Raw genomic sequence first — 25,871 nt, 5'->3', positions numbered from 1 at the left:
CGGTCCTGCCAGGGGCCCCGGCCGTCCGTCACCGTTCCGTCAGAATTCCCCGAGCCGGCTCACAGCTCGGCGGCGCGGCCCGACTCCCGCTCCCCGGACCGACGGCTGCCCGGCACCACACCGGTGCCGCGCTCGGCGGCGGCCGTCCGCTCCAGCTGGAAGGCCTCGTTGCCCAGGCCGATCCGGGCGTGCACCTCGGGCCTGCGCGCCCGCAGCACCAGGCCGTAGCCCAGGCCCGCCACCAGCGCGAGGACGATGATCCCCGGCAGCACCCAGTTGAGCGCGTCGTCCGGCCCCGCGCCGACCAGCACGTGGAACTGCTTGACGGTGTACGCGGCGATGCCGAGCAGCGCGATGCCCGCGGCGCCCGCGGCGAGCAGCCGCCACAGCTGGGCCCCGGCCGCTCCCCGGCGTACGAAGAAGACGATCACGGCGAGCGAGGCCGCGGCCATCAGGAGGATCACGCCGAGCGCGCCGACGTTGCCCATCCAGGTGAACAGGTGCATGACGGGGGCGGTCGGGTCGCCGGCCGGCCAGCGATCGGTCAGCGCGAAGGCCGCGACGACCACGACCGAGATCACGGTCTGGAGCAGCGAGCCGCCCGCCGGGGCGCCACTGGCGCTGCTGGTGCGGCCGAAGCCGGCGGGCAGCAGCCCCTCGCGGCCCATGGCGAACACGTACCGGGCGACCACGTTGTGGAAGCTGAGCAGTGCCGCGAACATGCCGGTCACGAACAGGACGTGGAGTACGTCGGTGAACGTGGAGCCGAGGTTCTTGTCGGCCAGCGCGAACAGCAGCCCGGGGCCCTGTTTCTGGGCGGAGTCGACGATGTCGCGCGGGCCCGTCGCCAGCGTGAGCGCCCAGGAGCTGAACGCGAAGAAGAGGGCCACGAAGCCGACGGCGAGGAACATGACGCGCTTGACGACGACGTTCGGGCGGCTGGTCTCCTCGGCGTACACCGGGGCCTGCTCAAAGCCGGTGAACGCGGCGATGCAGAAGCACAGGGCGATGCCGACGCTGCCGCCGCTCAGGCTGTGCGGGTTGAAGGCGTGCAGCGAGAGCCCGTCGGCGGCCGGTTTCGCCACGGCCGCGCCGTCGAAGGCGACGACCATCACGACCTCCAGGACCAGGAGCACCCCGAGCACCTTGGCGTTGAGGTCGATCTTCAGCCAGGCCAGCGCGCCGACGAGGGCGACCGCGAGCAGCGCGGGCACCCACCAGTCGATGCTCACGTGGAGGTAGGTGTCGAGCAGCCCGGACACCTCGAAGCCGAACATGCCGTAGATGCCGACCTGGAGCGCGCTGTAGGCGGCGAGGGCCACATAGGAGGCGGCGGCGCCCGCGGTCGGTCCGAGGCCGCGCGCGATGTACGCGTAGAAGGCGCCCGCGTTGTGCACGTGGCGGCTCATCTCGGCGTACCCGACGCTGAACAGGGCGAGGACCGCGCCGAGGATCAGGAAGAGCAGCGGCTGTCCGACCACGCCCATCGCGGCGAACGCGGTGGGCATCACCCCGGCCACGACCATCAGGGGCGCGCTCGCCGCGAGGACCGAGAGCAGCAGTCCCGGCGTGCCGAGGCGGTCGGCGCGCAGCGCCCGGTCCTGCCCCTTGTACGTTCTGATGTCGGTCTCGCTGGTCTGGCTCGGCATGCGGGGTCTGCCCTTTCGGTACTGCCTTCGGAACAGGACGGGGGTGGGGCCATGATGCGGGCCGGGGCCGCGAGCTACACGGAACCGAGCGCGGCGCTGCGCGCGGCGTGGAAGGCCCGGTACGGGTCGCGGTCGGGGTAGGACCAGGGCGCGGGGGTGATGTGGCGCCCGATGCGGTGGAACAGGGCGGCGGCCTCGGCGGTGCGGCCCTCGCAATGCTTCGCGTGGGCAAGGAAGTTGAGGTCGATGCCGGCCCTGGGGTGGTCCTCGCGCTCCCACTCCAGCCACCAGTCGAACGCGGTCCTGATCACCTGGCCGGCCCGGCGGCCGGTCCAGTGCCCGGACGCGGCGGGGTCGCCCGGCCGGCCCCCGGCCGCGGCGAGCACCCGGTAGCGCTCGGCGTGGGCGATCAGCGGGAGCAGGGCGAGCGGGGAGTCGGCGGGGGCCCGGGCGGCCGAGGAGACGGCGAATTCGTACACCTCGTGCAGCGGGTCGGGGCCCTCACCCGGGCGGCGTTCCGCGAGCCGAGCCGCCATCAGGTGGTGGGCGTGGTGGTGTTCGGGGTGGCGGGTGCGCACCTCCTCGAAGGCGCGCACCGTCTCGTCCTCGGTGCCGAACGCGCGGGCCAGCGCGAGCAGCGCGAGCCAGGGGGTGGGGTCGGCGGGGGCGCGCCCGGCCGCGGTCAGGCAGGCCTGGCGAGCGCGGTCCTCGGACTCCTTGCCGCGTAGGCACCGCTGGACGCTCGCGCAGGCGAACAGGGCCGCGGCATCCGCGCTGTCGGGTTCGGCGAGCAGCCATTCGCGGGCCCAGACGGCGCTGGTGGCGGGCTCGGCGAGCACGGTGAGCCGGTGGCCGCGGCGGTCCCAGTCGTCGCCGGTCGCGCCGAGCAGCGAGCGGACCCTGGTCCACCGGCCCTGCGCCAACTGGTCCCGGACCGTGGCGAGTTCGGTGTCGTCGAGGGCCGGGTCGAACGACCGGCTGCCCCGTCGGCGGGGGCGGCCGAGCGGGGGCGGAGGCGGGGACATCCGCGTACTTCCTGTGTGAGGTGATGCCGTGCGGGCACACATGTGAACGCTGAACACGTGCGCGATGGTCGCCGACAGCAAAGCGGTACCCAATGCTCCGCGTCAAGGCCGTTCGGCCCTTGTTTGATCAGCGAACGTGAGCCTTGTTCAAGGGAGTTGAGCCCACGGCGACCGACATAGGCTGGTCCCATGAGCGAACAACAGCCCTTGCCCGAATTTCTGTTGGCTTTTCCGGGTCCCCTGCGTGACCAGCTGGTTTCGGCGGTGCTCAGCGGCGCGAAGACCTCGACGACCGGGCTGCTCGCCGACTACGAGCACGCGGGCGATCCGCTGCCGTACGTCGGCGAACGCAGCCGCGTCATCGACTCGGCGGGCGAGACGGTCGCCGTGATCGAGGTGACCGACGTGCGGGTCCTGCCGCTGGCCGAGGTCGACCTCCAGCACGCGATCGACGAGGGCGAGGGGGACGAGTCCGTCGCCGGGTGGCGCGCCAACCACGAGAAGTTCTGGCACAGCCCGGAGATGCTGGAAGCCGTTGGCGACCCGGCCTTCGAGGTCACCGACGAGACCCTCGTGATCGCCACCCGGTTCCGGCTGGTGGAGCGGGTGGCCTCACCGGGTAAGTCCTAGGACACCGCCTTCGCCGCCGCCCTGCCCGCCGCTCGGCCCGAGAAGATGCAGCCGCCGAGGAACGTGCCCTCCAGGGAGCGGTAGCCGTGGACGCCGCCGCCGCCGAAGCCGGCCGCCTCCCCCGCCGCGTACACGCCCGGCAGGGGTTCGCCACCCGCCGTGAGGACGCGGGAGGAGAGGTCGGTCTCCAGGCCGCCGAGCGACTTGCGGGTCAGGATGTGCAGCTTGACCGCGATCAGCGGGCCCGCCTTCGGATCCAGGATGCGGTGCGGGGCCGCGGTGCGGATGAGCTTGTCGCCGAGGTAGTTGCGCGCCCCCCGGATGGCGGTGACCTGGAGGTCCTTGGTGAACGGGTTGGCGATCTCGCGGTCGCGGGCCACGATCTCGCGGCGCAGCGCGGCCTCGTCGATCAGGGGTTCCTTGGTGAGCGCGTTCATGCCGCGCACCAGCGAGGCCAGGTCCCTCTCCACGACGAAGTCGGCGCCGTGGTCCATGAACGCCTTCACCGGGCCCGGCACATCGGCCCGGGCCCGACCGATGACACCGCGTACGGACTTGCCGGTGAGGTCGGGGTTCTGCTCGGAGCCCGACAGCGCGAACTCCTTGCCGATGATCTTCTGGTCGAGCACGAACCACGTGTAGTCGTGGCCGGTCTTCATGATGTGGTCGAGCGTGCCAAGGGTGTCGAAGCCGGGGAAGAGCGGCACGGGCAGCCGGTTGCCGCGCGCGTCCAGCCAGAGCGAGGAGGGGCCGGGCAGGATGCGGATGCCGTGCCGGGCCCAGATCGGGTTCCAGTTCTGGATGCCCTCGGTGTAGTGCCACATCCGGTCGCGGTTGATGTGGTGTGCGCCGGCCGCCTCCGCGATGCCGAGCATGAGGCCGTCGACATGGGCGGGCACGCCGGAGAGCATGTGCTCGGGCGGGGTGCCGAGCCGCTGGGGCCACTGTGACCTCACGAGGCCGTGGTTGCCTCCGATGCCGCCGCTGGTCACGATGACCGCCTGCGCCGTAAGCTCGAAGGAACCGGTCACGGTCCGGGTGGACGCGGTCCCGCGCGCGGCGCCGGACGGCTCCAGGACTTCGCCGGTCACGGTGTCGACGGCCCCGGCAGTGCGCCCGAGGCCGGTCACGCGGTGCCGGAACCCGAACTGGACAAGCCCCCGGGCGGCGGCCTCCCGCACCCTCCGCTCGAACGGGGCCACGATGCCCGGCCCGGTGCCCCAGGTGATGTGGAAGCGGGGAACGGAGTTGCCATGCCCGTTGGCGTCGTAACCGCCCCGTTCGGCCCAGCCCACCACGGGGAAGAACCGGACTCCCTGGGCGTGCAGCCACGCCCGCTTCTCGCCGGACGCGAAATCGACGTAGGCCTCCGCCCACTTGCGCGGCCAGTGGTCCTCGTCCCGGTCGAAGCCCGCGGTCCCGTACCAGTCCTGGAGCGCGAGGGCCCGGCTGTCCTTGATCCGCATGCGGCGCTGCTCGGGCGAGTCCACGAGGAAGAGCCCACCGAAGGACCAATGGGCCTGGCCGCCGAGCGACTGCTCGGGCTCCTGGTCGAGCAGGATGACCTTCTTGCCGGCGTCCGCCAGCTCGGCCGTGGCCACCAGGCCCGCGAGCCCTGCCCCGACCACGATCACATCGGCGTCGTACGCCATGGGCCCGTCACTCCGCTCGTCCGCCAAGTTACCCGTGCGTCAGATCTTCGGCGGGCGGTCACCCGGCGTCAACCGCCCGGGTGCGGGCACCCAGGAGGCAGCCGCGCCCCCGGGGCGCTATCGTCGGCCAAGTCGGCTCCCCCCGGCCGTACTTGAGGTGTACGTCGTGTCGGTTCTGGTCCTCGTCCTCGCCGTGAGCGCAGCGTGTTGTCTGGGCTCGGGCTTCGTGCTGCAGCAGAACGCGGCGCAGCACGCCCCGATCGGCGACTTCATGTCGCCGCGGCTGCTGCTCGACCTGGTGCGGATGCCGCGCTGGCTGGCCGGGATAGGCCTGATGGTGGCGGGCATGGTGCTCAGCGCCCTCGCGCTGGGCTGGGGCGAGGTCTCGCTCGTCGAGCCGCTGGTGGCGACGAACCTGTTCTTCGCGATGTGGCTGTCCAGACTCTGGACCCGCCAGCCGCTGGGCCGCCAGGGCTGGGCGGGGCTCGCGCTGCTGGCGGGCGGGGTGACCGCGTTCATCGTGGCCGGCCAGCCGCACGGCAGCGTCTCGGAGGCGGGGGCGCTGCGGCACTGGCTGATCGTGGGCCTGGTGGTCGGGATCGCGCTGATGCTGGCGGGCCTCGCCAAACACGATCGGCTGAGCGTCGCGGCTCCGGTGATGCTCGCCATCGCCGCGGGCCTGCTGTACGGACTCCAGGACGCGCTGACCCGGATCAGCGGCCAGCGCCTGTCGGGCGGCGGCTGGCCGGAGCTGATGACGAGCTGGCAGCCGTACGGGGTGATCGCGCTCGGGGTGACCGGCCTGGTCCTGGTCCAGAGCGCCTTCGAGACGGCCCCGCTGCGGATGTCGCTGCCCGCCCTGACGGCCGCCCAGCCGCTCGCCGGGATCGCCTGCGGGGTCGGCTTCCTCGGCGACCGGCTGCGCACCGACTCGGGCGCGCTGGCCTGGGAGGCGGCCGGGCTCGCGGCGATCGTGGCGGGCATCGTGCTGCTCGGGCTGCATCCGGCGATGCCGTCGGGCACCGCGCCGCAGGAGGAAGCCCGCGACCTTCAGCCGCACTGAGAGGCAGGCGCCGCGCGAGTCGGTGATTTCATGGCCCCATGAATCCGGCTGACGAAATCCTGGACATCGTCGACGAGCAGGACACCGTGATCGGGCAGGCCCGGCGCGCCGACGCGTACGCCCGGAACATGCGGCACCGCTGCGTGTTCATCCTGGCCACGGACGCGGCGGGCCGGATCTTCGTGCACCGCCGCACCCCGCAGAAGCTCGTCTTCCCCTCCTTGTACGACATGTTCGTCGGCGGGGTGGTCGGCGCGGGCGAGTCGTACGACGCCGCGGCGCTGCGCGAGGCCGAGGAGGAGCTCGGGGTCTCGGGGCTTCCGCGGCCCGTGCCGCTGTTCAAGTTCCTCTACGAGAACGGCGAGCAGAGCTGGTGGTCGGCCGTGTACGAGGTGCGCTGCGAGCTCCCGGTGAATCCGCAGGTCGAGGAGGTCGCCTGGCACGACTTCCTGCCGCTCGCCGAGCTGGAGCGCCGGATCGGGGCGTGGGAGTGGGTGCCGGACGGCCTCGCGGCCTGGCGGCGGCTGCGCGCGTCGGGGGTCGGCCTGTCCTGAGAGCCCGTGTCCGGGTACCGCCGGGTAGGGTGCGGCGGGTGATCACGATCGTGCAGACCCTGCGGCTGTGGTTCGCGCCCCAGCGCATCGGCGAGGAGGGCGAGACCCCCGACTACCGGTTCTCGCTCGCCAACGAGCGCACCTTCCTGGCCTGGATCAGGACCTCGCTCGCGCTGGTCGGGGGCGGTTTCGCGGTCGATCAGTTCCTGCCCGACCTGCGCTGGGGCGTCCGGGTCGCGCTCGCCTTCGCGCTGCTCGCCGCGGGGGTCCTTTGCGCGCTGCGGGCGGTGAACCACTGGGTGCGCTGCGAGCGGGCCATGCGGCGCGGCGAGGATCTGCCGGTGTCGCGGTTCCCCACTCTCCTGAGCCTCGCCGTCGCGGTCGTAGCCGTGGTGATGGTGGTGGTCGTCGTCTTCGGCTGGGCCGGCTGATGCCCCCGCCCGTGCCCGCCCGGGACCCGGGGCTCCAGCCGGAGCGGACCCGGCTCGCCTGGCGGCGCACCACGCTGTCCTGCACGGTGGCCGCCGTACTCGCCGCCAAACAGGCGGTGCACAAAGGGAGTTCACCGCTCGGGCTCGTCGCGCTGACGCTCAGCGGCCTTGTGTGGCTCGGGTTCCTGGCCGTCGCGCACCGCCGCATCCAGACCCTGAGCCGCGCCGCACCGCCCCGGGTCCTGACAGTGCGCGCCGCGATCGCCACGGCCGCCTGCACGGTGGCCCTGGCCTGCTTCGCCCTCGCCATACTGTTCTGACACCCACCTCCTTCGGTACGCCGAAATCCGCGGCCCACCCTGGACGGCATACCGACTGGTCGGTAGCCTGTCTCCGGACAGGACGCCCGACCCCGTTCCGGAGGTGCCGAACATGAGCACAGTCCCCCCGCCAGGCCTCGACCCGGAGCAGCTGCGGACTTACCTCGACCGCGTGCGGCCGGGTCTGGTGAGCGGACCGCTCAGGGCCCGGCTGATCGAGGGGGGCCGCTCCAACCTGACGTACATCGTCACGGACGGAGTGGGCCAGTGGGTCGTGCGGCGCCCGCCGCTGGGCCATGTGCTCGCCACCGCGCACGACATGAAGCGCGAGCACCGGGTGATCAGCGCCCTGCACCCCACGGCCGTCCCGGTGCCCGAGCCGGTGCTCCTTTGCGAGGACGAGTCGGTGCTCGGCTCGCCGTTCTACGTCATGGAGTACGTGGCCGGGACGCCGTACCGCACCGCCGAACAGCTCGCACCGCTCGGCGCCGAGCGGACCCGGGCGGCCGTGCTCGCGCTGGTCGACACGCTCGTCGAGCTGCACGCGGTGGACCCCGCGGCCGTCGGGCTCGGCGACTTCGGGCGGCCCGAGGGCTTCCTCGACCGGCAGCTGCGCCGCTGGGGCAAGCAGCTCGAAGCCTCCCGCAACCGCGACCTGGCCGGCATCGACGAGCTGCACGCCGCCCTCGGCCGTGAGCTCCCCGTCTCGCCCACCCCGACCGTCGTCCACGGCGACTACCGCCTCGACAACGTGCTGATCGGCGACGACGACCGGATCAAGGCGGTTCTGGACTGGGAAATGTCCACGCTGGGCGATCCGTTGACCGACCTCGGCCTGCTCGTGATGTACAGCGCGAAGCTTGAAGTCCCGAACTCGCCGGTCTCCACCACGGCCGGCGCGGCCGGTCACCCCTCCCCCGCCGAACTGATCGAACGCTACGCGGCCCGCTCCGGCCGCGACACCTCCGCCATCTCCTGGTACACCGCGTTCGCCTGGTTCAAGCTCGCCGTGATCCTCGAAGGCATCCACTACCGCTACACCCTCGGCCAGACGGTGGGCGCCGGCTTCGACCGCATCGGCGAGCTGGTCCCGGTCTTCATCGAGCACGGCCTCACCACCCTTCAGGAAGGCTGAACGCCCCTCATGGACTTCGCATTCGACACCCGCACCGAAGAACTGCGGACCAAGCTCCTCGCCTTCATGGACACTCACGTCCACCCCGCCGAGGCGATCGCCGCCGAGCAGCGCGCCCTGCTCGCCTCCCCGTGGGACACCCCGCAGGTGGTGGAGGACCTCAAGGCCGAGGCGCGCAGGCAGGGCCTGTGGAACCTGTTCCTGCCCGACGCGGAGTACGGCGCGGGGCTCACCAACCTCCAGTACGCCCCGCTGGCCGAAATCACCGGCCGCTCCCCGCACTTGGCGCCCACCGCCCTCAACTGCGCGGCCCCGGACACCGGGAACATGGAGGTGCTCGCCCAGTTCGGCTCGGACGAGCAGAAGAAGCAGTGGCTGGAGCCGCTGCTCGCCGGGGAGATCCGCTCCGCGTTCGCGATGACCGAGCCGGAGGTCGCCTCCTCGGACGCCACCAACATCGAGACGCGGATCGAGCGGGACGGTGACGAGTACGTCATCACCGGGCGCAAGTGGTACATCTCCGGCGCCATGAACCCGGACTGCAAGATCTTCATCGTGATGGGCAAGACCGATCCCACCAACGCCGACGTGCGCCGCCAGCAGTCGATGATCCTGGTCCCGCGCGACGCCCCGGGCGTCGAGATCCGCCGCGCCATGCAGGTGTACGGCTACGAGGACCACTCCCACGGCGGTCACGCCGAGGTCGTCTTCCACGGCGCCCGGGTGCCCGCGAGCAACCTGGTCGGCGAGGCCGGGGGCGGCTTCGCGATCGCCCAGGCGCGGCTCGGGCCGGGCCGGATCCACCACTGCATGCGGCTGATCGGCATGGCCGAGCGGGCGATCGAGCTGATGTGCCGAAGGTCCGTGTCCCGTACGGCGTTCGGCAAGCCCATCGCCCAGCAGGGCGTGGTCCAGGAGTGGATCGCGGACGCCCGAGTCGCGGTCGAGCAGCTCAGGCTGCTCGTCCTGAAGACGGCCTGGCTGATGGACACCGTGGGCAACCGCGGGGCGCACACCGAGATCCAGGCGATCAAGATCGCCACCCCGCGCACGGTCGTCGGCATCATCGACGACGCGGTCCAGCTGCACGGCGCGGGCGGCGTCAGCCAGGACTTCCCGCTGGCCGAACTCTGGGCCGCGGCAAGGACGTTGCGGCTCGCGGACGGCCCGGACGAGGTCCACCAGCGCTCACTGGCCCGCCGCGAGCTGAAGAAGTACCTGTAGCGTCCGGATGGTTCAGGGACGCAGCGCGCGCAGCAGCAGGTCGGCCAGGTGATCGGCGACCTGCTGCTCGTTGAGGGGGCCGTCCGGGCGGTACCAGGTGGACAGGTGGTGGACCGAACCGAAGTGGTAGTCCACCACCAGGTCGGCCGGGGTCGCGGTGGAGAACACCCCGGCGGCCTGCCCCTCCTCGATGAGCGCGCGGAACCGCTCGTGATAGCGCCGCCGCTCGGCCCTGACCTGCTTGTTCTTCTCCGGACTGAGGTGGTGCATCGAGCGGAAGAAGATCGCCGCGTCGTCGAGGTTGTCGATGGTGGTCACCACCACGTCGGCGGCCGCCTCGCGCAGCCGCCGCTCGACGGGTTCGTCCGCGTCGGCGAACGCGTCGAGCCGCTCCTGCTGGAGCCGCAGCACCCGCGCGTACACCTCCTGGAGGAGGTCCTCCTTGGAGCCGAAGTAGTGGTAGAGCGCGCCCTTGGTGACTCCCGCCGCCTCGACGATCTCCTGCACGGAGGTGCGGTCGTAGCCGTTCTCCGCGAAGAGGCGGGTGGCGGCGGCGAGCAGCCGCTGGGGGACGGGGGTGGTGCCGCTTGTGTCCGTCGCCTTGGCCATCGCCGCCACCTTTCTCTCGTACGTGCGCGAAGCTGTGTGCTGGTCGTGCCGTGCTGGTCGTGTGTACCGGTCGCTACGCCTGGGTGCGCAGTTCCCGCCTGAGGATCTTCCCACTCGTGGTCTTGGGAAGCTCCGGCAGGATCTCCACCTCGCGCGGGTACTTGTAGGCGGCGAGCCGCTCCTTGCAGTACGCGGCGAGCTCGGCCGGGTCGGCCTCGGCGCCCGGGCGCAGGCTGACGTACGCCTTGACGCTCTCGCCCCGGTACGCGTCGGGGATGCCCACGACGGCCGCCTCGCGGACCGCCGGGTGGGTGTACAGGACGTCCTCGACCTCGCGCGGCCAGACCTTGAACCCGGACGCGTTGATCATGTCCTTCATCCGGTCGACCACGTAGAGCCAGCCGTCGCGGTCCATGAACCCGATGTCGCCGGTGCGCAGCTCGCCGTCGGGGAACGCCTCGGCGGTGGCGTCGGGGCGGCGCCAGTACCCGGGCACGACCTGCGGCCCGCGCACCACGATCTCGCCCTGCTCGCCGAACGGCACCTCGTTGCCTTCGAGGTCGATGATCCGCACCACCGTCTCGGGCCCGGGCACGCCGACCGACAGCGTGCCGGAGACCGGGTCGACGGGCGCTTCCTTCTCGGGCGGCACCGAGGCACAGGGGGCGGTGCACTCGGTCAGACCGTAGCCGTTGCGGATGTACGGTCCGAAGCCCTCGCGGAACTTCTCGACCAGTGCGGGCGGCAGGGGCGCGCCGCCCGACGAGATGACCTCGAAGGACGCGAAGTGCTCCCGGGTGACGCCGGGGGTGGCCGCGAGCGCCATGAAGGCCGTGGAGGGGCCGACGGTGTAGGCGGGGCGGTGTTCGGCGAAGGCGTCGAGGACGACACCCGGGTGGAAGCGGTAGGCCAGGATCAGGGTGCCCGCGTTGGCGATGCAGGCGGCGAGCTCGCAGACCATGCCGGTGATGTGGAAGAGCGGCGCGAGCGCGAAGTAGCCCGAGCCTTCTGCTATCGGATGTCCAGTGCGCTGCCTCTCCGCGTTGTAGGTGATGCCGCGATGGGTGTTCATCGCGCCTTTGGGGGTGCCGCTGGTGCCGGACGTGTAACTGATCAACGCCGTGTCGTCGGCGGAAAGTTCCCGCCCGGCAGGAGCCTTGAGCCCCTGCCGGGCGACGGCGACGAGGTCATCGGTGTCGCCGGGCGCAGGCACCCGCTCGAAGCCGAGCACCCTCTGGTCGTTCTCCGTCTGAAGATCGAGCTCGCAGGCGGTGAGGGCGATGCGGACCGGGGAGCCGGCGGCGGTGTCGCGCAGGTAGCTCTCCCAGGCGCGGTCGGCGCAGATCAGCGCGCTGACCTCGGCGTCGCGCAGCACGTGCGCGACCTCGCCCGATTTGTACATGGGGTTGAGCGGGACGACGGTGGCCCCGGCCTTCCACGCGCCGAGCAGGGCGATCACGAAGTGCGGGGTGTTCTGGAGCATGAGCGCGACGCGGTCGCCGCGGACCAGGCCCCGGGCGGCGAGGTGGCCGGCCACGGAGTCGGAGAGCGCGTCGGTCTCGGCGTAGCTGAGGCGGCCGTCGAAGTAGGCGAGCGCGGTGCGTTCGGGAGCGCGGGCGACGGCGGCGCGGAAGGAGTGCAGCACGGTCTCGGGCGGGGTGACGTCCGCCCGCTGGGCGTCGCTGAGCTGGGCGAGCCAGGGCTTGGCCGCGTAGATCGAGGTCATTCGGCGCTCGTCTCCCACTTCTGCTGGAGGTGGTTCATGCTGGTCAGCCAGCGGTCGGGGGTGGCGGCACGGGCCGTGTAGTAGTCGGCGACCTCGGGGTGGGGCAGCACCAGGAAGCGGTCGTCGGCCATGGCGGCAAAGAGGGCCTCGGCCACCTCTTCGGGCTCGATGGCGGTGGGCTTGAGCACGAGGTCGCCGGCGGATCCGGTGGCGTCCAGCATGTCGGTGCGCACGCCCTGCGGGCAGATCGCGTGGACCTGGATGCCGCGGTGGCGGTAGGTCAGCGACAGCCACTCCGCGAAGGCGAGCGCGCCGTGCTTGGTGACGCTGTAGGGGGCCGCGCCGATCATGGTGAGGAGCCCCGCGGCGGAGACGGTGGACACGAAGCGTCCGCTGCCGCGCTCCAGCCAGTCGGGGAGCAGCTCGCGGGCGGCCCTCACGTGGGCCATCACGTTGACGTCCCAGGCCGCGGCCCACACGTCCTCGGGCGCGGACTCCGAACCGCCGGATCCCAGGCCCGCGTTGGCGCAGTAGATGTCGATGGTGCCGCCGAGGGCGTCGCGGGCGGCCCCGACGATGGCCGACGCATCACCTGGCACGGCGATGCCGCCGACCTCCTCGGCGGTCTTACGGGCCTTGTCCGCGTCCAGGTCGTTGACGACGACCCGGGCGCCCTCCGCCGCGAATCTGCGCGCGAGGGCTGCGCCGATGCCGCCGCCCGCTCCGGTGACGACCACTGCGGCGCCCTTGACCGCCTGTCCCGTGCTCATGGAGACCCGCCTCTCTGCGTGCCGAATGCCCCGACAGACTAACCAGTCGGTATGTCCCCTGGGAAGGGCCCGCCCTCCTGGGGCTGCGCCCCTGGCAGGACCGGTGCCGACCGGTACTGGCATCTTCAGCCCGTCCGGCGTTTGAGGACGAGCGCCCTTCAGGCGCGAACGGGGTCTGGGGCGGAGCCCCAGGGCGTGGCCCGCCTCGGCGCGCCCCCGCCGCCCGCTACCGTGCGGGGGGGCATGACGGCCCCGTACGAACCCGGAGGTGTACGGATGACCCTGTCCAGACGCACCCTGCTCGCCGGCACGCTAGCGACGGGCACCCTCACCTCCCCCACCCCTTCCGAAGACCCGCTCCGCACCGGCTTCGCCCGCCTCGCCGCCGACGGCTACGCCCCCCTCGCCGGGCAAAAGGTGGGAATCGTCACCAACCCCACCGGCGTCACCCAGGACGTACGCCACATCGTGGACGTCATGCACGCCGACCCCCGCGTGCACCTGAGCGCCGTCTTCGGCCCCGAGCACGGCTTCCGCGGCACCGCCCAGGCCGGTGGTTCCGAGGGCCGCTACAACGACCCGGCGACCGGGCTCCCCGTGTACGACACGTACACGAAGAGCGGCCGGCCCCTCGCGGACATCTTCATCACCTCCGCCGTGGACACGATCGTCTTCGACATCCAGGACGTCGGGGCGCGCTTCTACACCTACATCTGGACCCTGTACGACTGCATGGAAGCGGCCGCACTCGCAGGCAAGCGCTTCGTGGTCCTGGACCGGCCCAACCCGGTGACCGGCCGCGCGGCGTACGGCCCGGTCCTCGACCCGGCGTTCGCCACCTTCGTCGGGCGACAGCCGATCGCGCAGGCGCACGGGATGACGGCAGCCGAGCTGGCCCGCCTGTTCAACGCCCAATTCCTGGGCGGCAAGGTCCAGTTGACCACGGTGGCCATGACGGGATGGCGGCGATCCGCCTTCTTCGACGACACCGGGCTCCCCTGGGTGCCGCCCAGCCCCAACATGCCCACCCCGGACACCGCTCTCGTCTACTCCGGCACCTGCCTCTTCGAGGGCACCAACCTGTCGGAGGGGCGTGGCACGACGCGGCCGTTCGAGCTGCTCGGCGCGGAGGGGATCGACGGCAAGTGGGCCGCCGCGCTCAATGAGCTCACCCTGCCCGGCCTCCGCTGCCGCGAGGCCTACTTCGCGCCGACCTTCTCCAAGTTCGAGGGGAAGACGGTCGGAGGGGTCCAACTGCACGTCCACAACAGGGAGTTGTTCGACCCGGTGCGCACCGGGATCGCCCTCCTCGTCACCGCCCGGCGGGTGTGGCGCGGCTTCGCCTGGCGGCCGGACAACTGGATCGACAAGCTCACGGGCTCGGCGCTGGTCCGCACGATGGTCGACGCGGGCGCCGGGACGGACGAGATCGTCGCCGCCTGGCAGCCGGGGCTCACGGCGTTCCGGACCGTACGCCGGAAACACCTGATGTACGACTGAGCCGAACCGAGGCCGCCCGGACCTCCTCGTGTCACGCATATGGCCAGCTCCGCGGTGCGGCGGGACGATGGGTGGCGCTCATCGTCGAGCGGACCGGAGGTCGGGCCATGACGGACATCGGAGTCGAGCCGTACCGGGAGATCACCTTCGACGCGGACGGCGACGCGGATCCCGCCGAGCGCGCGGCCCTGGTCGGCGTGGACGCCACGGACCTGGTGCTGTTCTGCCACGGCTGGAACAACACCCCGTCGGCAGCCCGGAGTCTGTACCAGGCCTTCTTCGCGGCGTTCCCCGCGCTGCTCGCGAACTCGCCGCAGGTGCGGCTCGGGTACGGCGGCGTGATCTGGCCGTCGATCCGCTTCACCGACGAGACCATCCCGAACTTTCCGCACGCCGCGGCGACGGCGGCCGTAGGGCCCGGGCTCGACGACGCGACCGTCGCCGCGCTCAAGGGCTTCTTTCCCGGCCAGGACGCGACCGTCGACCAGATCGCCGCGCACCTCGCCGGGCAGCCCGACTCCGAGGAGGCGTTCAACGACTTCGGGCGGCTGACCCGGCAGCTCGTGACGACGGCCGCCACGAGCGGGGCCGGGACCGTCGGCGACCTGGCGGCGGAGGACGGGCCCGGCGCCACGCCCGCGATCCTGACCGACGACATCCTGGCGCTGTGCCGGACGTTCACGGCCGCCCTCGCCGACACCGGCATGGACGTACAGCCAGGGCCGCCCGGCCCCTCGTTCTCGATCGGCGGCTCCCTCAAGCACCTGTGGGACGGCGCAAAGGAAGTGCTGCGCCAGACGACCTACTACGAGATGAAGCGCCGGGCGGGCAAAGTGGGGCAGCTCGGCCTCGGCCCGCTGATCGGTCAACTGGCCACCGCACGGCCCGAGTTGCGCGTGCACCTCGTCGGACACAGCCAGGGCGCGCGCCTGGTCGCGTTCGCGCTGAAGGGGCTGCCCGCGGGCGCGCGCAATCTGAAGTCGGTGACGCTGCTCGAAGGGGCCTTCTCCCACTACGTCTTCGCCGAGCGCCTGCCCGACGGACTCGCGGGCGCGGGCGCGCTGAGCGACGCGCAGGGCCGGATCGACGGCCCGGTCGTCTCCTGCTACTCGCACTTCGACACCGCGCTCGGCGTCATCTACCCGCTGGCGTCCGCGTTGTCCGGGGACTACGCGAGCGCGCTGCCCGGCCTGGACAAGCGGTGGTGGGCGATCGGCCACGACGGCATCCAGGCCGTCAGCCCCTGCACCACGCTGACGCTGGCCGAGGCGCTGCGCGACGGGGTGCCGGACTCGGGCTGCGTCAGCGTGGACGCGGCCGCCGTGGTGAAGGACGGCGGGCCGCCCTCGGGCGCGCACAGCGACATCTGCCACACGGAGCTCGCCCAGGTGGTGCTGGCCGCGGGCCGGATCGGCAGGACCTGACCCGCGGCCGTTCACGTCCTAGCGATGGCTGGGGAACTCGACGACCTGCTGGTACGTCGGCCGGTTCTGCCAGCTGATCGCGGACTGGGTGATGCCGCCGAGCGGTCGCTGCACGATGCTGTCGGCGCACCACTGGTCGCCGGCCCCGCAGCCGGCGTCACCCGGGTAGACCTGCGCCGGGGTCTTGGCGGCGGCCTGCTTGAGCGTGCCGAGCAGGCTGTCGCGGCAGGCGTCGAGCTTGCCGTCGCCACAGTAGGCGCGGGCCAGCGGCCCCTGCACGGGCTCACCCAGGACCGTACGCAGGTCCTTGTCGGCGTAGCTCCACCAGCCGTACTGGAAGGCGGACCCGGCGTGCGCACCGGTCGGGCCGTGCCCGGCCGAGGGCGCTTCGTCGATGCCGAGGTTGGCGGTCAGGGCGTTGTAGAGCGGGTCGCCCAGCCCGGGACGGAACTCGGCCTCGACGAGCAGCGGCCACCAGGCGTCCATCAGGCGCACCGCGTCGGGATGGGTGTAGGCGTGCGAGCCCTGCGAGGTCTCGCGGCGCTGGCTTCCGTCGGCCTGCCAGGCCTCCAACTGCTGTACCGCGGTGGCCAGTTGGGGGTCGGTGATCGGCGCGCTGCGCAGCACCTTGAGGAGCTCGGGCAGGACGTCCTCACCGCGCAGGTCGGTGACGGCGGCCTGGGCCATGGCCCGGGTGAGCGAGGAGCGGGTGACGCCGCCTTGGGCGACCAGCGCCTTCACGCGGTCGTCGAGGAGGTTGGCACGGTGCACGGAGCCGTCGCCGAAGCCGGCCGTGGAGTAGTCCTTGGCCTGCTTGTTGTTCCAGGAGACGTAGTAGTCCTGGCCGATCGACTGGGGGTGCTGGGCGGGCGGGGTGTAGGCGGCGGTGTTGTTCGCGGGGTCGAAGCCCTGCCACTCGTAGGCCTGCTCCGCCTTGGCGGGCAGCGAGGGGTCGACGTTCGGGTTGCGGACCGGGTTCAGGCCGCTGTTGTAGTAGGCGGCGGTGCGGGAGTCCGCGTAGAACCAGTTGAAGGTGTAGTCGACGTGCTGGGCCGCCTCCTGGAAGGTCTTGGCGTCCTTGACGTAGGAGGGGTCGTTCATCATCTGGAAGCCGATGATCGAATCCGCGTCGTGCCGGTAGGTGGAGCGCAGTGAGGTGTACGCGACGGGCTTGCCGCCAATGGTGGCGCGGGCGGTGACGATGCCGTAGTTGGTGCGCCACACCTGCATCCGGTAGGAGCCGGCCGCCGTGGTGTCGGCGACCGTCGGCTTCCAGGAGTTGGTCTTCTCCAGCTTCTCCATCGGGGTGCACACGCCCCGGTAGAGATAGTGGGTGGCGTCCTGGCAGAGCTCGACCGCGTACGTGTCGGTGATGTCCTGGCCCGCCGAGGTGGCCGACCAGGCGTAGTCCTGGCCGCGGCCGAGCTGGACGTACATGCCGACCCCGGCGAAGGAGGCGCCCCGGGCGCTGATGCCGGGGCCCTGGATCTCCTGGAGCATCAGCAACTGTGGCGCGAAATAGCCGGTTTGGGGACCGAACACCGCTACAGGGTTGCCGCTCGCGGTGTGCGAGCCGGACACCACGAGGGCGTTGGACATGCCGCGCGGCTTGCCGAGGTCGATGCCGGGCAGCACACCGTTGTCGTACACGCCCTTCAACGGCTTGAGCTGCTGGGGAACTTTCACGTCCGCCTTGGCATTGGTGTTCGCCGAGCCGGTGCGGTCGTAGACGAGCTGTTCGGGGACGACCGTGCCGGGGTCGGGCATCGCGGCGCCCTGCGCGTCGGCGGGCTTGCCCGCGTACGGGAAGCTGGTGCCGTCGTGAACGGTGAGCACGGACTCGGGGTCGTTGCGCTCGCGGAAGGACTCCCAGACCTTGGTGCCCTCGGCCACGCCGTACTTGGCCTGCGCGGCCTGGAGCGACAGTGCGGCCTGGACCTCGCCGCCCCCGCCGCCGCCGAAGAGCCCGCCCACCACGGAGGCGAGCGCGATCAGGTCGGTGAGCTTGAAGGGCTGGATCTCGCCCACGTTCGTAATGGAGTCGATCTTGCCGGTGAGGACGTACTCGCCGGGGAAGTAGCGACCGTCCTTGGACTGCTTGGCATAGGCGTTGATGCCGTCGACATAGGCCTGGGCGTCGGCCATGGCCCGCTCGCCGCGGGCTCCGTTGGCGGTACGGATGCGGTCGACCTGCGCCTGGAGATCGGCCTCGGCGTACGGGGCCTGCGGCCAGAACTCCTGCTCAAGGCCCTGGTTGGCGAGGGCGCCCCCCGCGAACGAGGTGAGCTCGCCGCGCCCGATGTGGCGGAAGAGGTCCATGAGCCAGAGCCGGTCCTGCCCGGCCGCGTACCCGGCGCCGTACTCGGTCCCGTACCGCGTGGTGCCCTTGATGTGCGGTACGCCCGTGGCCTTGTCGCGGGTGATGGTGACGTCGGGGCGGGGCGAAGTCGTGGACTCCACCTGCCCGTTCGGGACGCCGAAGGAGGCGTCGTTGAAGAAGCTGTTGAGCTTGTCGTCGGTGAGCGAGGACTGGCCGGCGACCAGGGCGTCGTACTTGCCGAGCTCGTCGTCGCTGTGTGCGGGGTGGGTCCCGAACACCTTGTTCCCGAGGATCTCGACGAGGGTGGCGTTGCCGTTGGCGCCGGGCGGCAGGATGTCGGAGCACTGCCCCTGGCAGAGGTCGCCGTCCGCGGGTTCGGCCGCGCCGGCCGGGACCGCGGGGCCGAGCAGGGCGGCGGACAGGGCGATGACGGTGGCGGCGCAGGCGGCGGCTCTGCCGCGTCCCGTGCCCGTCAGGCGTCGAAGTCTGCTGGTTTTTATGGCTGTTGTGAGCCTTGCGGTGCGTCGTCGCATGCGCGCTCCTAGTGGGGGCCGATGCGCCGGAGGCTACTTGGGGTAACACCGCGCCGTAAGGTGAACATGCGTCACCTTCTCCGAATCCCCACACGCCCGCCCGACCTGCTCCGCGATCACGGCGGGCCGGTCGGCGAGCCGGCTGCGGAAGCTGTGCCCTTTCGGCCTCCGCCGGCACGCGTATTCCTTCCGGGCTCCGCAGGGTTATGTGGGACGGGCGAATACCGGCCGTGCCACTGGTTCCCAAGTGCCCATAGGGGCCAAACCGGTTGAAGGGATTCCGGATGTGACCGAGGGCCTGATCCTTTGTCGGCCTCGGCGCTCCCCCGGCACCGCCGCTGCCTGGCCTCTTGCACCGTTCCAGCAGGTCGGCGGGGGGAACGGTCCATACGGGCCACGTTCTGAGGAGTTCATGAGAATGGGATTCCAACGGTTGGGACAGGGTAGGCGAATCCCCCGTAATGGACGCCATCGGAATTTCGATGGAGCCGGATCGCCTTCGGGCACGTCCATTCCTCGACGCCGAAGTACGAGCGACGGAGGTGGCAGGGCCATGGCTGGTTTCCGCAGTCTGGCGAGACAGGTGCGCGACCCGAGGAACGACCTCGCGTTGCGGCGCTATTCGCTGCGCAAGTGTCTGGAGCGGTTCGCCCCCTACGGGCACAGGGCGACCTGGGACCATCTGTGCGGCAGGCACCGCATCGGGCCCGAGGACCGGGCACCCGATCCGGCGCGGCTGGTGGCCGCACTGGAGGAGCTGGAGGCGGCCAGGGCCGTCTGGCTCGCCTACGAAGTGGAGTTCGCGGAGCGCAGGAAGCGCGAGAAGCACGCGGGGCTGCGGCGCCCGGGCTCCTTCGACGACTGGCACCGGCGCACCTGGGGCGGTTTCGGGGTGGCCTGGTGCGACGATCCCACGACACATCCCACCGAGCCGCTGGCCGAGGTGCTCGGCCGCATGATCGCGGCGCTGCGGGCCGCGCCCGGCACGGTGTGCCCGGTGTGCGGGGGGAGCCGGCTGGTGTGGAACCAGGATCTGACCCACGAGCCGTGGTTCGGACCGGTCTGCTCGGGCTGCGGGATTCTGGTGCCGCGCCCGGTGCTGACCTCCGAGGCGGTGGCACGGGCCAAGGCGGCACGGCGCGGAGAACTGGCATCGGTGGCGTGAGCGGCGCGGGGGCGAGCCGACTCTCCCCCGCGTTGCCAGAGGGGCTTCCATCGGCGGAGTCCTCGCTATCGGCGGAGCCCGCGTTGCCGGTGGAGCCCGCACTGTCGGTGGAGTCCGCGTTGTCAGTGGGCTCTGGCACCATCGAAGGCATGATCCAGGTCTGCCTGAACGGCGTACGAAGTGCTCAGGACGGGTCGGCGGTGCCGCTGTCCCCGGCCGCCCTGGCCGAGTCCGCGGCAGCGGCCGTGGCCGCCGGTGCCGCCGAGGTCCATGTCCACCCCAAGACGCCCTGCGGAAGCGATTCGCTCTCACCACGCGTGGTGGGCCCGGCACTTGAGGCGATACGGGCCGCGGTGTCGGTGCCGGTCGGGGTGACCACGGGCGCCTGGGCGGAGCCGGATCCGGCCCGCCGGCTGGAGCGCGTCCGGTCCTGGACGGTGCTGCCCGACTACGCGTCGGTCAACTGGCACGAGGACGGCGCCGACGAGGTGGCGGCCGCCCTGCTCGATCGGGGCGTGGGCATCGAGGCAGGCATCTGGTCCGACACCCCCGCCGCCCAGCGCTTCCTCAACTCCCCCCATTCCTCAAGGGTGTTGCGCATCCTCGCCGAGGTGATCGGCACGTCCGCCGAGGCCGCCGAGCCGACGGCCCACGCGCTGCTCACCGAGCTGGGCACCGCGCACGGCAGGCCCATCCTCCTGCACAGCCATGACGGAGGCACCTGGCCGGTGCTGCGCCTGGCGCGCAGGCTGGGGCTCGACACCCGAATAGGGCTGGAGGACGTGCTGGTACTGCCGGACGGCGAGCGGGCCGAGTCCAACGCCCAGTTGGTACGGGCGGCGCTGGCCTGCTCGTAACCCGTAGGGCGTCGCGGGCTGCCCGTACGGGGGCCGGTGCCTGCTCACAACGGGCCGGGGCGGCACTCAGGCCTTGCGCTCGGCGAGCAGCCGGGAGCCGGTCAGGCTGTCGCCGAAGACGTCGTCCGGGTTGGACAGCACGCAGTTGTCCAGGGACAGACAGCCACAGCCGATGCAGTCCGAGAGGTGGTCGCGCAGCCGGCCCAACTGTGTGATGCGCCGGTCGAGTTCGGCGCGCCAGTTCTCGGACAGGCGGGCCCAGTCCTCCTTGGTGGGGGTGCGCTCCTCGGGGAGTTCGGCCAGGGCGTCCCGGATCGTGGCCAGCGGGATGCCGACGCGCTGCGCGGCCCGGATGAAGGCCACGCGGCGCAGGGTGTCCCGGCAGTAGCGGCGCTGATTGCCGGAGGTCCGGCGGCTGCTGATCAGGCCCTTGGACTCGTAGAAGTGCAGGGCGGACACGGCGGCCCCGCTGCGCGCGGACAGCTGCCCGACCGTGAGCTCGTGGATCTTCTCTGGAATCTGCGGCACCCCTCGAACCCTACTGGCCCCCGCCCCGGCCCCGCCCGGGCGCCCTACGCGACGGGCCCGGCCCCCGCCCCCCGTACGTCGTTGACAGGACCGGCGGCCCCAACCATGCTGAGCTAGCTGAGCAAGCGCTTGTACAGGTGCTTGCGCATGTACTTGTTCATGACTGCGAGAGCGTCGCGAGAGGCAGGGACCAGGGACATGGCAGAGCCGAGGATCTTCACGTCCGCCGAGGAGCTGAAGGCCGGGGTGGGAGAGCAGCTCGGGCACAGCGACTGGCTGGAGATCGACCAGAAGCGGATCGACCTGTTCGCCGACGCCACCGGCGACCACCAGTGGATCCACGTCGACCCGGAGCGCGCCGCGGCCGGCCCCTTCGGGACGACCATCGCGCACGGCTATCTCACCCTGTCGCTGCTGCCGACGCTGGTCCCGCAGGTGCTGCGCGTCGAGGGCATGAAGATGGGCATCAACTACGGCACCAACAAGGTCCGCTTCCCCTCCCCCGTGCCGGTCGGCTCGCGGCTGCGCGCCACGGCGGTCCTCACGGAGGTCGTGGAGGCGGGCGGCGGCGTCCAGGTCACGGCGAAGGTCACCGTCGAACGCGAGGGCGGCGACAAGCCGGTGTGCGTGGCGGAATCGGTCTCGCGCTACTTCTTCTGAGCCCCCACCATCCGCAGCACGAGGCCGGCGTACAGCGCGCCGACCTCGTCGGGCGTGCGGCGGCCCTCGGTGTTGAACCAGCGGGCCACGTCGATGCAGAGCGACAGGACGGCGAGCGTGGTGCCCGGCACGTCCGGCACGTCGAACTCGCCCGCCGCCACGCCCTCGTTGAGGATGCGGCGCACCGCGGCGTCGCTCTGCCTGCGCAGCTCCACGATCTCGGTGCGGTGCTCGGCGCCGAGCGCGTCGAGCTCGTACTGGACCACGCGGGCCGTCATGTGGTGCCCCGCGTGCCAGCGGACGAAGGAGCGCACCGCGGCGGAGAGCCGCTCGGCGGCGCTGCCTTCGCCGTCGGCCGCGGACCGGAGGATCTCCAGAGCCTTGTCGTGGCCGATCCGGCTGATCCGGTGGAGCAGCTCTTCCTTGGTCTTGTAGTGGATGTAGAGCGCGGCCGGGCTCATGCCGGCCCGGCCCGCGATGTCCCGGGTCGTGGTCGCGTGGTACCCGCGCTCAGCGAAGGCCTCGACGGCGGCGACGAGCAGTCTCCTGGCAGCCTCGGGCGTGACCTCGCCCCACGGCTTCTCCTCGCCGCCGGCCGTCTCCTCAGTCACGTCAGCCGTGCCCATCGCTCGCCCCTTCCGTCCGTCCGCACTTCCGTTCAGCAGGACGAACACCATACCCCGAGGGTGAGCAAGCGCTTAGGCCCTGTCCGGCGGGTCTGGTCGCCGTCGGCCTAAAGCTTCTGGAACGGGTCGTGTTCGGCCAGGAGCTTCTCCAGGCGGGCCTGGTCGACGCGGCTGACGATCTGCCCGGCCTCCTGCCGGTCCCTGATCACCTTGGCCAGTGTGAAGGCGGACGTGACGAGGTAGAGGACCGCTATGCCGAGGAAGGCCCGCACCCAGGCGTCCGCCTGGAGGCGGAGGATGCCGATCGCGGTGGCGACGAGCGCGATCGAGAAGGCGGCGACGGCCTGTCCGTAGTACGCCGCGGTGTTCTGCTGCTTGACCGGTGTCTCACTCATGGCGCACAGCATGGAGCGGATGTGGCGCGCGCCACATCCGCTCTCGTACTCAGTACGTACTCAGACAGCCGGGGGGTCAAAAGGCCGAGACCCCGGTCTCCGCGCGGCCGATGATCAGCTTCTGGATCTGGCTGGTGCCCTCGTACAGGGTCATCACGCGGGCGTCGCGCAGCAGCTTTCCGACCGGGTACTCGTCGATGTAGCCGTAACCGCCGAAGACCTGGAGGGCGTTGTTGGCGGAGCGCACCGCGGCCTCGGAGGCGAACAGCTTCGCCTTGGACGCAGCGGTCGCGAACTCCTCGCCCCGGTCGACGAGATCGGCGACCCGCCAGGTCAGCAGCCGGGCCGCGTCCACGTCCACCGAGATGTCGCTGATCAGCTCCTGGACGAGCTGGTAGTGGGCGATCGACCTGCCGAACTGTTCGCGTTCACCGGCGTACTTGACGGCCGCGTCCAGCGCCGCCTGAGCGATGCCGACGCAGCCGGCCGCGACCGACATCCGCCCCTTGGCGAGCGCCGACATCGCTATGGAGAAGCCCTTGCCCTCGGGGCCGAGCAGCGCACCCGCCGGGACCCGTACGTCGTCGAGGACGAGCTCGGCGGTCGCCTGGCCGCGCAGCCCGAGCTTGCCGTGGATGGTGCGGCGCGTCAGGCCCGGGGTGTCGGTCGGGACGAGGAAGGCGGAGACGCCGCGGTGGCCCGGGGTGTCGTTGGTGCGGGCGAAGAGCAGCACCACATCGGCCCAGGTCCCGTTGGTGATGAACATCTTGGCGCCGTTGATCACGTAGTCGCCGGACGCGCCGTCCCGGACGGCCTTCGTGGTGAGGTTCCCCGCGTCCGAGCCCGTGCCCGGCTCGGTGAGGCCGAAGCAGCCGATGGCGTCGCCGGAGGTGAGGCGCGGGAGCCAGGCGCGCTTCTGCTCCTCGCTGCCCCAGGACGCGATCGTCTTGGTGACCAGGCCGAGCGAGACGGAGACGATGCCGCGGACCGAGGAGTCGCCGCGGCCGAGTTCCTCGGTGACCAGGCAGTAGGCGAGGTGGTCGCCGCCCGAGCCGCCGTACTCCTCGTCGATGGTGAGCCCTAGGAAGCCGAGCGCGCCCAGCTTCTTCACGATCGACTTGTCGATGTTCTCGGAGCGGTCCCACTCGACGACGTGCGGGGCGATCTCGCGGCCGACGAACTCCTCGGCGAGCTGCCGCACGGCCGTCTGTTCCTCGCTCAGCTCCAGGTTCATTTCGGCTGCACCCCAGATTTAATTACCACTGCTAGTTTTTGGTTGGCAGGCCCTACTATGTGCCGCATGGCCCGACCGCGCAAGCCCCTCCTGAGCACCGACCGCATCGTCACGGCGGCGAGCGCGCTCGTGGACGCGGAGGGCCTGGCGGCCGTCTCGACCCGCCGCCTCGCCGCCGAGCTCGGGGTCAGCGGGCCCTCGCTCTACAACCACTTCCGCACCAAGGACGAGATCCTGGAGGCCGTCGCGGACGCCACCTCCGCACAGGTCGACCTGTCGATGTTCGACCCGGACGACGACCGCGACTGGCGTACGTCCCTGCGCGACTGGGCGCTCGCCTACCGCGCGGTCCTGACCCGCCACCCCAACATCGTTCCGGTTCTCGCCCAGGGGCCGGGCCGGCGCCCGGCCGGTCTGCGGCTCGCGGACGCGGTGTTCGGCGCGATGGTCGCGGCCGGCTGGCCACCCGCCCAGGCGACCCGGATCGGCGCGCTGATGCGGTACTTCATCATGGGCTCGGCGCTCGGCTCCTTCGCCCGCGGCTTCGTGGACGACGAGACGGCGTACGACCCGGCGGACTATCCGCATCTGGGCCAGGCGCACCTCCTCGCCGAGCAGCAGGAGAAGATCGACGAGAGTGCCTTCGAGACGGGGCTGCGGGCCCTGCTCGACGGGCTCTCGATGCAGTACCGGGCGCTGGGCAACCAGTCGGCTCCGGAGGCCCAGGTCCCCTCCTGATCGTTTCCCGATCATTCGGGAGCCCGGGCCCGGCACGATAATTCGGCCGGCCCCCGGCCTCCCTGCGCCTACTGTCCTCGCATGACCATGACCAACCCCTCCGCCGAGCGCCACTCCGCTCGGCTCGCCCTGGCCGCGGTGGCCGTCTCCGTCGTGCTGTGGGCCTCGGCCTTCGTGTCGATCCGCAGCGCCGGGGAGGCCTACTCCCCCGGCGCCCTCGCCCTCGGCCGCCTCCTCGCCGGGTCGCTCGTGCTCGGGCTCTTCCTCCTCATACGCCGAGAGGGGCTCCCGCCGCGCGCCGCCTGGCCGGGCATCGTGGCGTCGGGTTTTCTGTGGTTCGGCTGCTACATGGTGGCCCTCAACTGGGGTGAACGGCAGGTCGATGCCGGTACCGCCGCGATGATCGTCAACATCGGGCCCATCCTCATGGCGCTGCTCGCCTCGCGCTTCCTCGGCGAGGCGCTGCCGCCGCGGCTGGTCGCCGGCATGGCCGTCTCGTTCGCGGGCGCGATCGCGGTCGGGCTCTCGATGTCGGGCGACGGGCACGCCTCGGTGCTCGGCGTGGTGCTGTGCCTGGTCGCGGCGGCGACCTACGCGGCCGGGGTCGTCCTGCAGAAGCCGGCCCTGCGGCACGGCACCCCGCTCCAAGTCACCTTCTTCAGCTGCCTGGTGGGGGCGGTGGCCTGCCTGCCGTTCAGCGGGCAGCTGCTCTCGGGTGCCTCGCACGCGCCGCTCTCCGCGACGCTCAACATGGTCTACCTGGGGGTGTTCCCGACCGCGCTCGCCTTCACGACGTGGGCGTTCGCGCTGGCCCGCACCTCGGCGAGTCGCATGGGTGCGACGACGTACGTGGTGCCCGCGATGGTCGTGCTGATGTCCTGGGCGGTCCTCGACGAGGTCCCGGCCGCGCTCACCCTGGCGGGCGGCGCGATCTGCCTCGCGGGTGTGGCTGTTTCGCGGTCCCGGCCGCGGGCCTCCGGGGGCGGGGTCACGGTGACGTCCGGGGCCACCTCCACGGACGGGGCGGTGCCCCCTGGCCCCGAGCCCGAGGATCTGGGCGAGCCCAGCCCCGGGGAGCGGGTCAACTGAGCGCTCCCGCCGGC

General features: G+C 71.6%; 25 protein-coding genes. 14 read left to right on the top strand and 11 right to left on the bottom strand.

What is annotated here, in order from left to right; translation table 11 throughout:
• Positions 1-59: 59 nt before the first annotated feature.
• The gene (locus tag ADK54_RS00630; protein ID WP_078966041.1) at positions 60-1,649 is read right to left on the bottom strand and encodes an APC family permease; all 1,590 of its coding nucleotides are present in this window, start codon (positions 1,647-1,649) and stop codon (positions 60-62) included.
• A gap of 74 nt (positions 1,650-1,723) precedes the next feature.
• Positions 1,724-2,674, bottom strand: coding sequence for a hypothetical protein (locus ADK54_RS00625; RefSeq protein WP_053723451.1), 951 nt, complete (start codon positions 2,672-2,674; stop codon positions 1,724-1,726).
• Positions 2,675-2,863: 189 nt separating this feature from the next.
• On the opposite strand from ADK54_RS00625, the gene ADK54_RS00620 reads away from it, so the two are divergent.
• On the top strand, positions 2,864-3,304 hold the full coding sequence (locus ADK54_RS00620) for an ASCH domain-containing protein (RefSeq protein ID WP_053723450.1): 441 nt from the start codon (positions 2,864-2,866) through the stop codon (positions 3,302-3,304).
• On the opposite strand, the gene ADK54_RS00615 is transcribed toward ADK54_RS00620, so the two are convergent.
• A complete protein-coding gene (locus ADK54_RS00615; RefSeq protein ID WP_053723449.1) occupies positions 3,301-4,956 on the bottom strand; it encodes an FAD-binding dehydrogenase in 1,656 nt (551 codons plus the stop codon). The genes ADK54_RS00620 and ADK54_RS00615 overlap by 4 nt on opposite strands.
• 166 nt (positions 4,957-5,122) lie before the next feature.
• Between ADK54_RS00615 and ADK54_RS00610 the strand changes: the two genes are divergently transcribed.
• The 6 genes from ADK54_RS00610 (at position 5,123) to ADK54_RS00585 (ending at position 9,683) form a co-directional block, all read left to right on the top strand.
• Complete coding sequence (locus tag ADK54_RS00610; RefSeq protein ID WP_053723533.1) at positions 5,123-6,019, top strand: DMT family transporter; 897 nt, start codon at positions 5,123-5,125, stop codon at positions 6,017-6,019.
• Positions 6,020-6,057: 38 nt separating this feature from the next.
• Entirely contained in the window at positions 6,058-6,573 is a 516-nt protein-coding gene (locus ADK54_RS00605) for an NUDIX hydrolase (protein WP_053723448.1), read from the top strand.
• A gap of 38 nt (positions 6,574-6,611) precedes the next feature.
• The gene (locus ADK54_RS00600; RefSeq protein ID WP_053723532.1) at positions 6,612-7,004 is read left to right on the top strand and encodes a YidH family protein; all 393 of its coding nucleotides are present in this window, start codon (positions 6,612-6,614) and stop codon (positions 7,002-7,004) included.
• On the top strand, positions 7,004-7,324 hold the full coding sequence (locus ADK54_RS00595) for a DUF202 domain-containing protein (RefSeq protein ID WP_053723447.1): 321 nt from the start codon (positions 7,004-7,006) through the stop codon (positions 7,322-7,324). Before ADK54_RS00600 ends, ADK54_RS00595 begins: the two co-directional genes overlap by 1 nt.
• Before the next feature lie 112 nt (positions 7,325-7,436).
• Positions 7,437-8,459 carry a phosphotransferase family protein gene (locus tag ADK54_RS00590; RefSeq protein WP_053723446.1) on the top strand — a complete coding sequence of 341 codons (1,023 nt, stop codon included), beginning with the start codon at positions 7,437-7,439 and terminating at the stop codon, positions 8,457-8,459.
• Positions 8,460-8,468: 9 nt separating this feature from the next.
• A complete protein-coding gene (locus ADK54_RS00585) occupies positions 8,469-9,683 on the top strand; it encodes an acyl-CoA dehydrogenase family protein (protein WP_053723445.1) in 1,215 nt (404 codons plus the stop codon).
• A 12-nt stretch (positions 9,684-9,695) separates the two neighbouring features.
• Here the strand turns inward: ADK54_RS00585 and ADK54_RS00580 are convergent, their stop codons facing one another.
• From ADK54_RS00580 to ADK54_RS00570, 3 genes are all read right to left on the bottom strand, one after another.
• Positions 9,696-10,292, bottom strand: coding sequence for a TetR/AcrR family transcriptional regulator (locus tag ADK54_RS00580; RefSeq protein WP_053723444.1), 597 nt, complete (start codon positions 10,290-10,292; stop codon positions 9,696-9,698).
• A gap of 73 nt (positions 10,293-10,365) precedes the next feature.
• Positions 10,366-12,018 (bottom strand): class I adenylate-forming enzyme family protein, encoded by a 1,653-nt coding sequence (locus tag ADK54_RS00575; protein WP_053723443.1) that lies wholly within the window; start codon positions 12,016-12,018, stop codon positions 10,366-10,368.
• The gene (locus ADK54_RS00570; RefSeq protein WP_053723442.1) at positions 12,015-12,788 is read right to left on the bottom strand and encodes an SDR family oxidoreductase; all 774 of its coding nucleotides are present in this window, start codon (positions 12,786-12,788) and stop codon (positions 12,015-12,017) included. The genes ADK54_RS00575 and ADK54_RS00570 overlap by 4 nt, the downstream gene beginning before the upstream one ends.
• 276 nt (positions 12,789-13,064) lie before the next feature.
• On the opposite strand from ADK54_RS00570, the gene ADK54_RS00565 reads away from it, so the two are divergent.
• On the top strand, positions 13,065-14,288 hold the full coding sequence (locus ADK54_RS00565; RefSeq protein ID WP_053723441.1) for an exo-beta-N-acetylmuramidase NamZ domain-containing protein: 1,224 nt from the start codon (positions 13,065-13,067) through the stop codon (positions 14,286-14,288).
• A 107-nt stretch (positions 14,289-14,395) separates the two neighbouring features.
• Positions 14,396-15,712, top strand: a complete 1,317-nt coding sequence (locus tag ADK54_RS00560; protein ID WP_199826832.1) for a serine-threonine protein kinase — start codon at positions 14,396-14,398, stop codon at positions 15,710-15,712.
• 18 nt (positions 15,713-15,730) lie between these two features.
• Here ADK54_RS00560 and ADK54_RS00555 read toward each other — a convergent pair whose 3' ends face one another.
• Positions 15,731-18,565, bottom strand: a complete 2,835-nt coding sequence (locus ADK54_RS00555; protein ID WP_078966040.1) for a penicillin acylase family protein — start codon at positions 18,563-18,565, stop codon at positions 15,731-15,733.
• Positions 18,566-19,118: 553 nt separating this feature from the next.
• Between ADK54_RS00555 and ADK54_RS00550 the strand changes: the two genes are divergently transcribed.
• Both ADK54_RS00550 and ADK54_RS00545 read left to right on the top strand, forming a co-directional pair.
• Positions 19,119-19,730, top strand: a complete 612-nt coding sequence (locus ADK54_RS00550) for a hypothetical protein (protein ID WP_053723440.1) — start codon at positions 19,119-19,121, stop codon at positions 19,728-19,730.
• Positions 19,731-19,879: 149 nt separating this feature from the next.
• Positions 19,880-20,587: a 3-keto-5-aminohexanoate cleavage protein gene (locus tag ADK54_RS00545; protein ID WP_053723529.1), complete on the top strand. Its 708-nt coding sequence runs from the start codon at positions 19,880-19,882 to the stop codon at positions 20,585-20,587.
• Positions 20,588-20,653: 66 nt separating this feature from the next.
• Here ADK54_RS00545 and soxR read toward each other — a convergent pair whose 3' ends face one another.
• Positions 20,654-21,115: a redox-sensitive transcriptional activator SoxR gene (gene soxR / locus ADK54_RS00540; RefSeq protein ID WP_053723439.1), complete on the bottom strand. Its 462-nt coding sequence runs from the start codon at positions 21,113-21,115 to the stop codon at positions 20,654-20,656.
• Positions 21,116-21,313: 198 nt separating this feature from the next.
• On the opposite strand from soxR, the gene ADK54_RS00535 reads away from it, so the two are divergent.
• Positions 21,314-21,775, top strand: coding sequence for a MaoC family dehydratase (locus ADK54_RS00535; RefSeq protein ID WP_053723438.1), 462 nt, complete (start codon positions 21,314-21,316; stop codon positions 21,773-21,775).
• Here the strand turns inward: ADK54_RS00535 and ADK54_RS00530 are convergent.
• From ADK54_RS00530 to ADK54_RS00520, 3 genes are all read right to left on the bottom strand, one after another.
• A complete protein-coding gene (locus tag ADK54_RS00530; RefSeq protein ID WP_053723437.1) occupies positions 21,763-22,401 on the bottom strand; it encodes a TetR/AcrR family transcriptional regulator in 639 nt (212 codons plus the stop codon). The genes ADK54_RS00535 and ADK54_RS00530 overlap by 13 nt on opposite strands.
• 107 nt (positions 22,402-22,508) lie before the next feature.
• Positions 22,509-22,796 (bottom strand): YiaA/YiaB family inner membrane protein, encoded by a 288-nt coding sequence (locus tag ADK54_RS00525; RefSeq protein ID WP_053723528.1) that lies wholly within the window; start codon positions 22,794-22,796, stop codon positions 22,509-22,511.
• Between the two features lie 76 nt (positions 22,797-22,872).
• Entirely contained in the window at positions 22,873-24,030 is a 1,158-nt protein-coding gene (locus ADK54_RS00520; protein WP_053723436.1) for an acyl-CoA dehydrogenase family protein, read from the bottom strand.
• A gap of 57 nt (positions 24,031-24,087) precedes the next feature.
• On the opposite strand from ADK54_RS00520, the gene ADK54_RS00515 reads away from it, so the two are divergent.
• The gene (locus tag ADK54_RS00515; RefSeq protein ID WP_078966039.1) at positions 24,088-24,768 is read left to right on the top strand and encodes a TetR/AcrR family transcriptional regulator; all 681 of its coding nucleotides are present in this window, start codon (positions 24,088-24,090) and stop codon (positions 24,766-24,768) included.
• Between the two features lie 81 nt (positions 24,769-24,849).
• Positions 24,850-25,857 carry a DMT family transporter gene (locus ADK54_RS00510; protein WP_053723434.1) on the top strand — a complete coding sequence of 336 codons (1,008 nt, stop codon included), beginning with the start codon at positions 24,850-24,852 and terminating at the stop codon, positions 25,855-25,857.
• Positions 25,858-25,871: the final 14 nt, after the last annotated feature.

The organism is Streptomyces sp. WM6378 (genome assembly GCF_001279695.1).
Classification (GTDB): Bacteria; Actinomycetota; Actinomycetes; order Streptomycetales; family Streptomycetaceae; genus Streptomyces.
The sequence above is the reverse complement of the archived record's forward strand: the minus strand, read 5'-3'. Positions and strand labels throughout refer to the sequence as shown.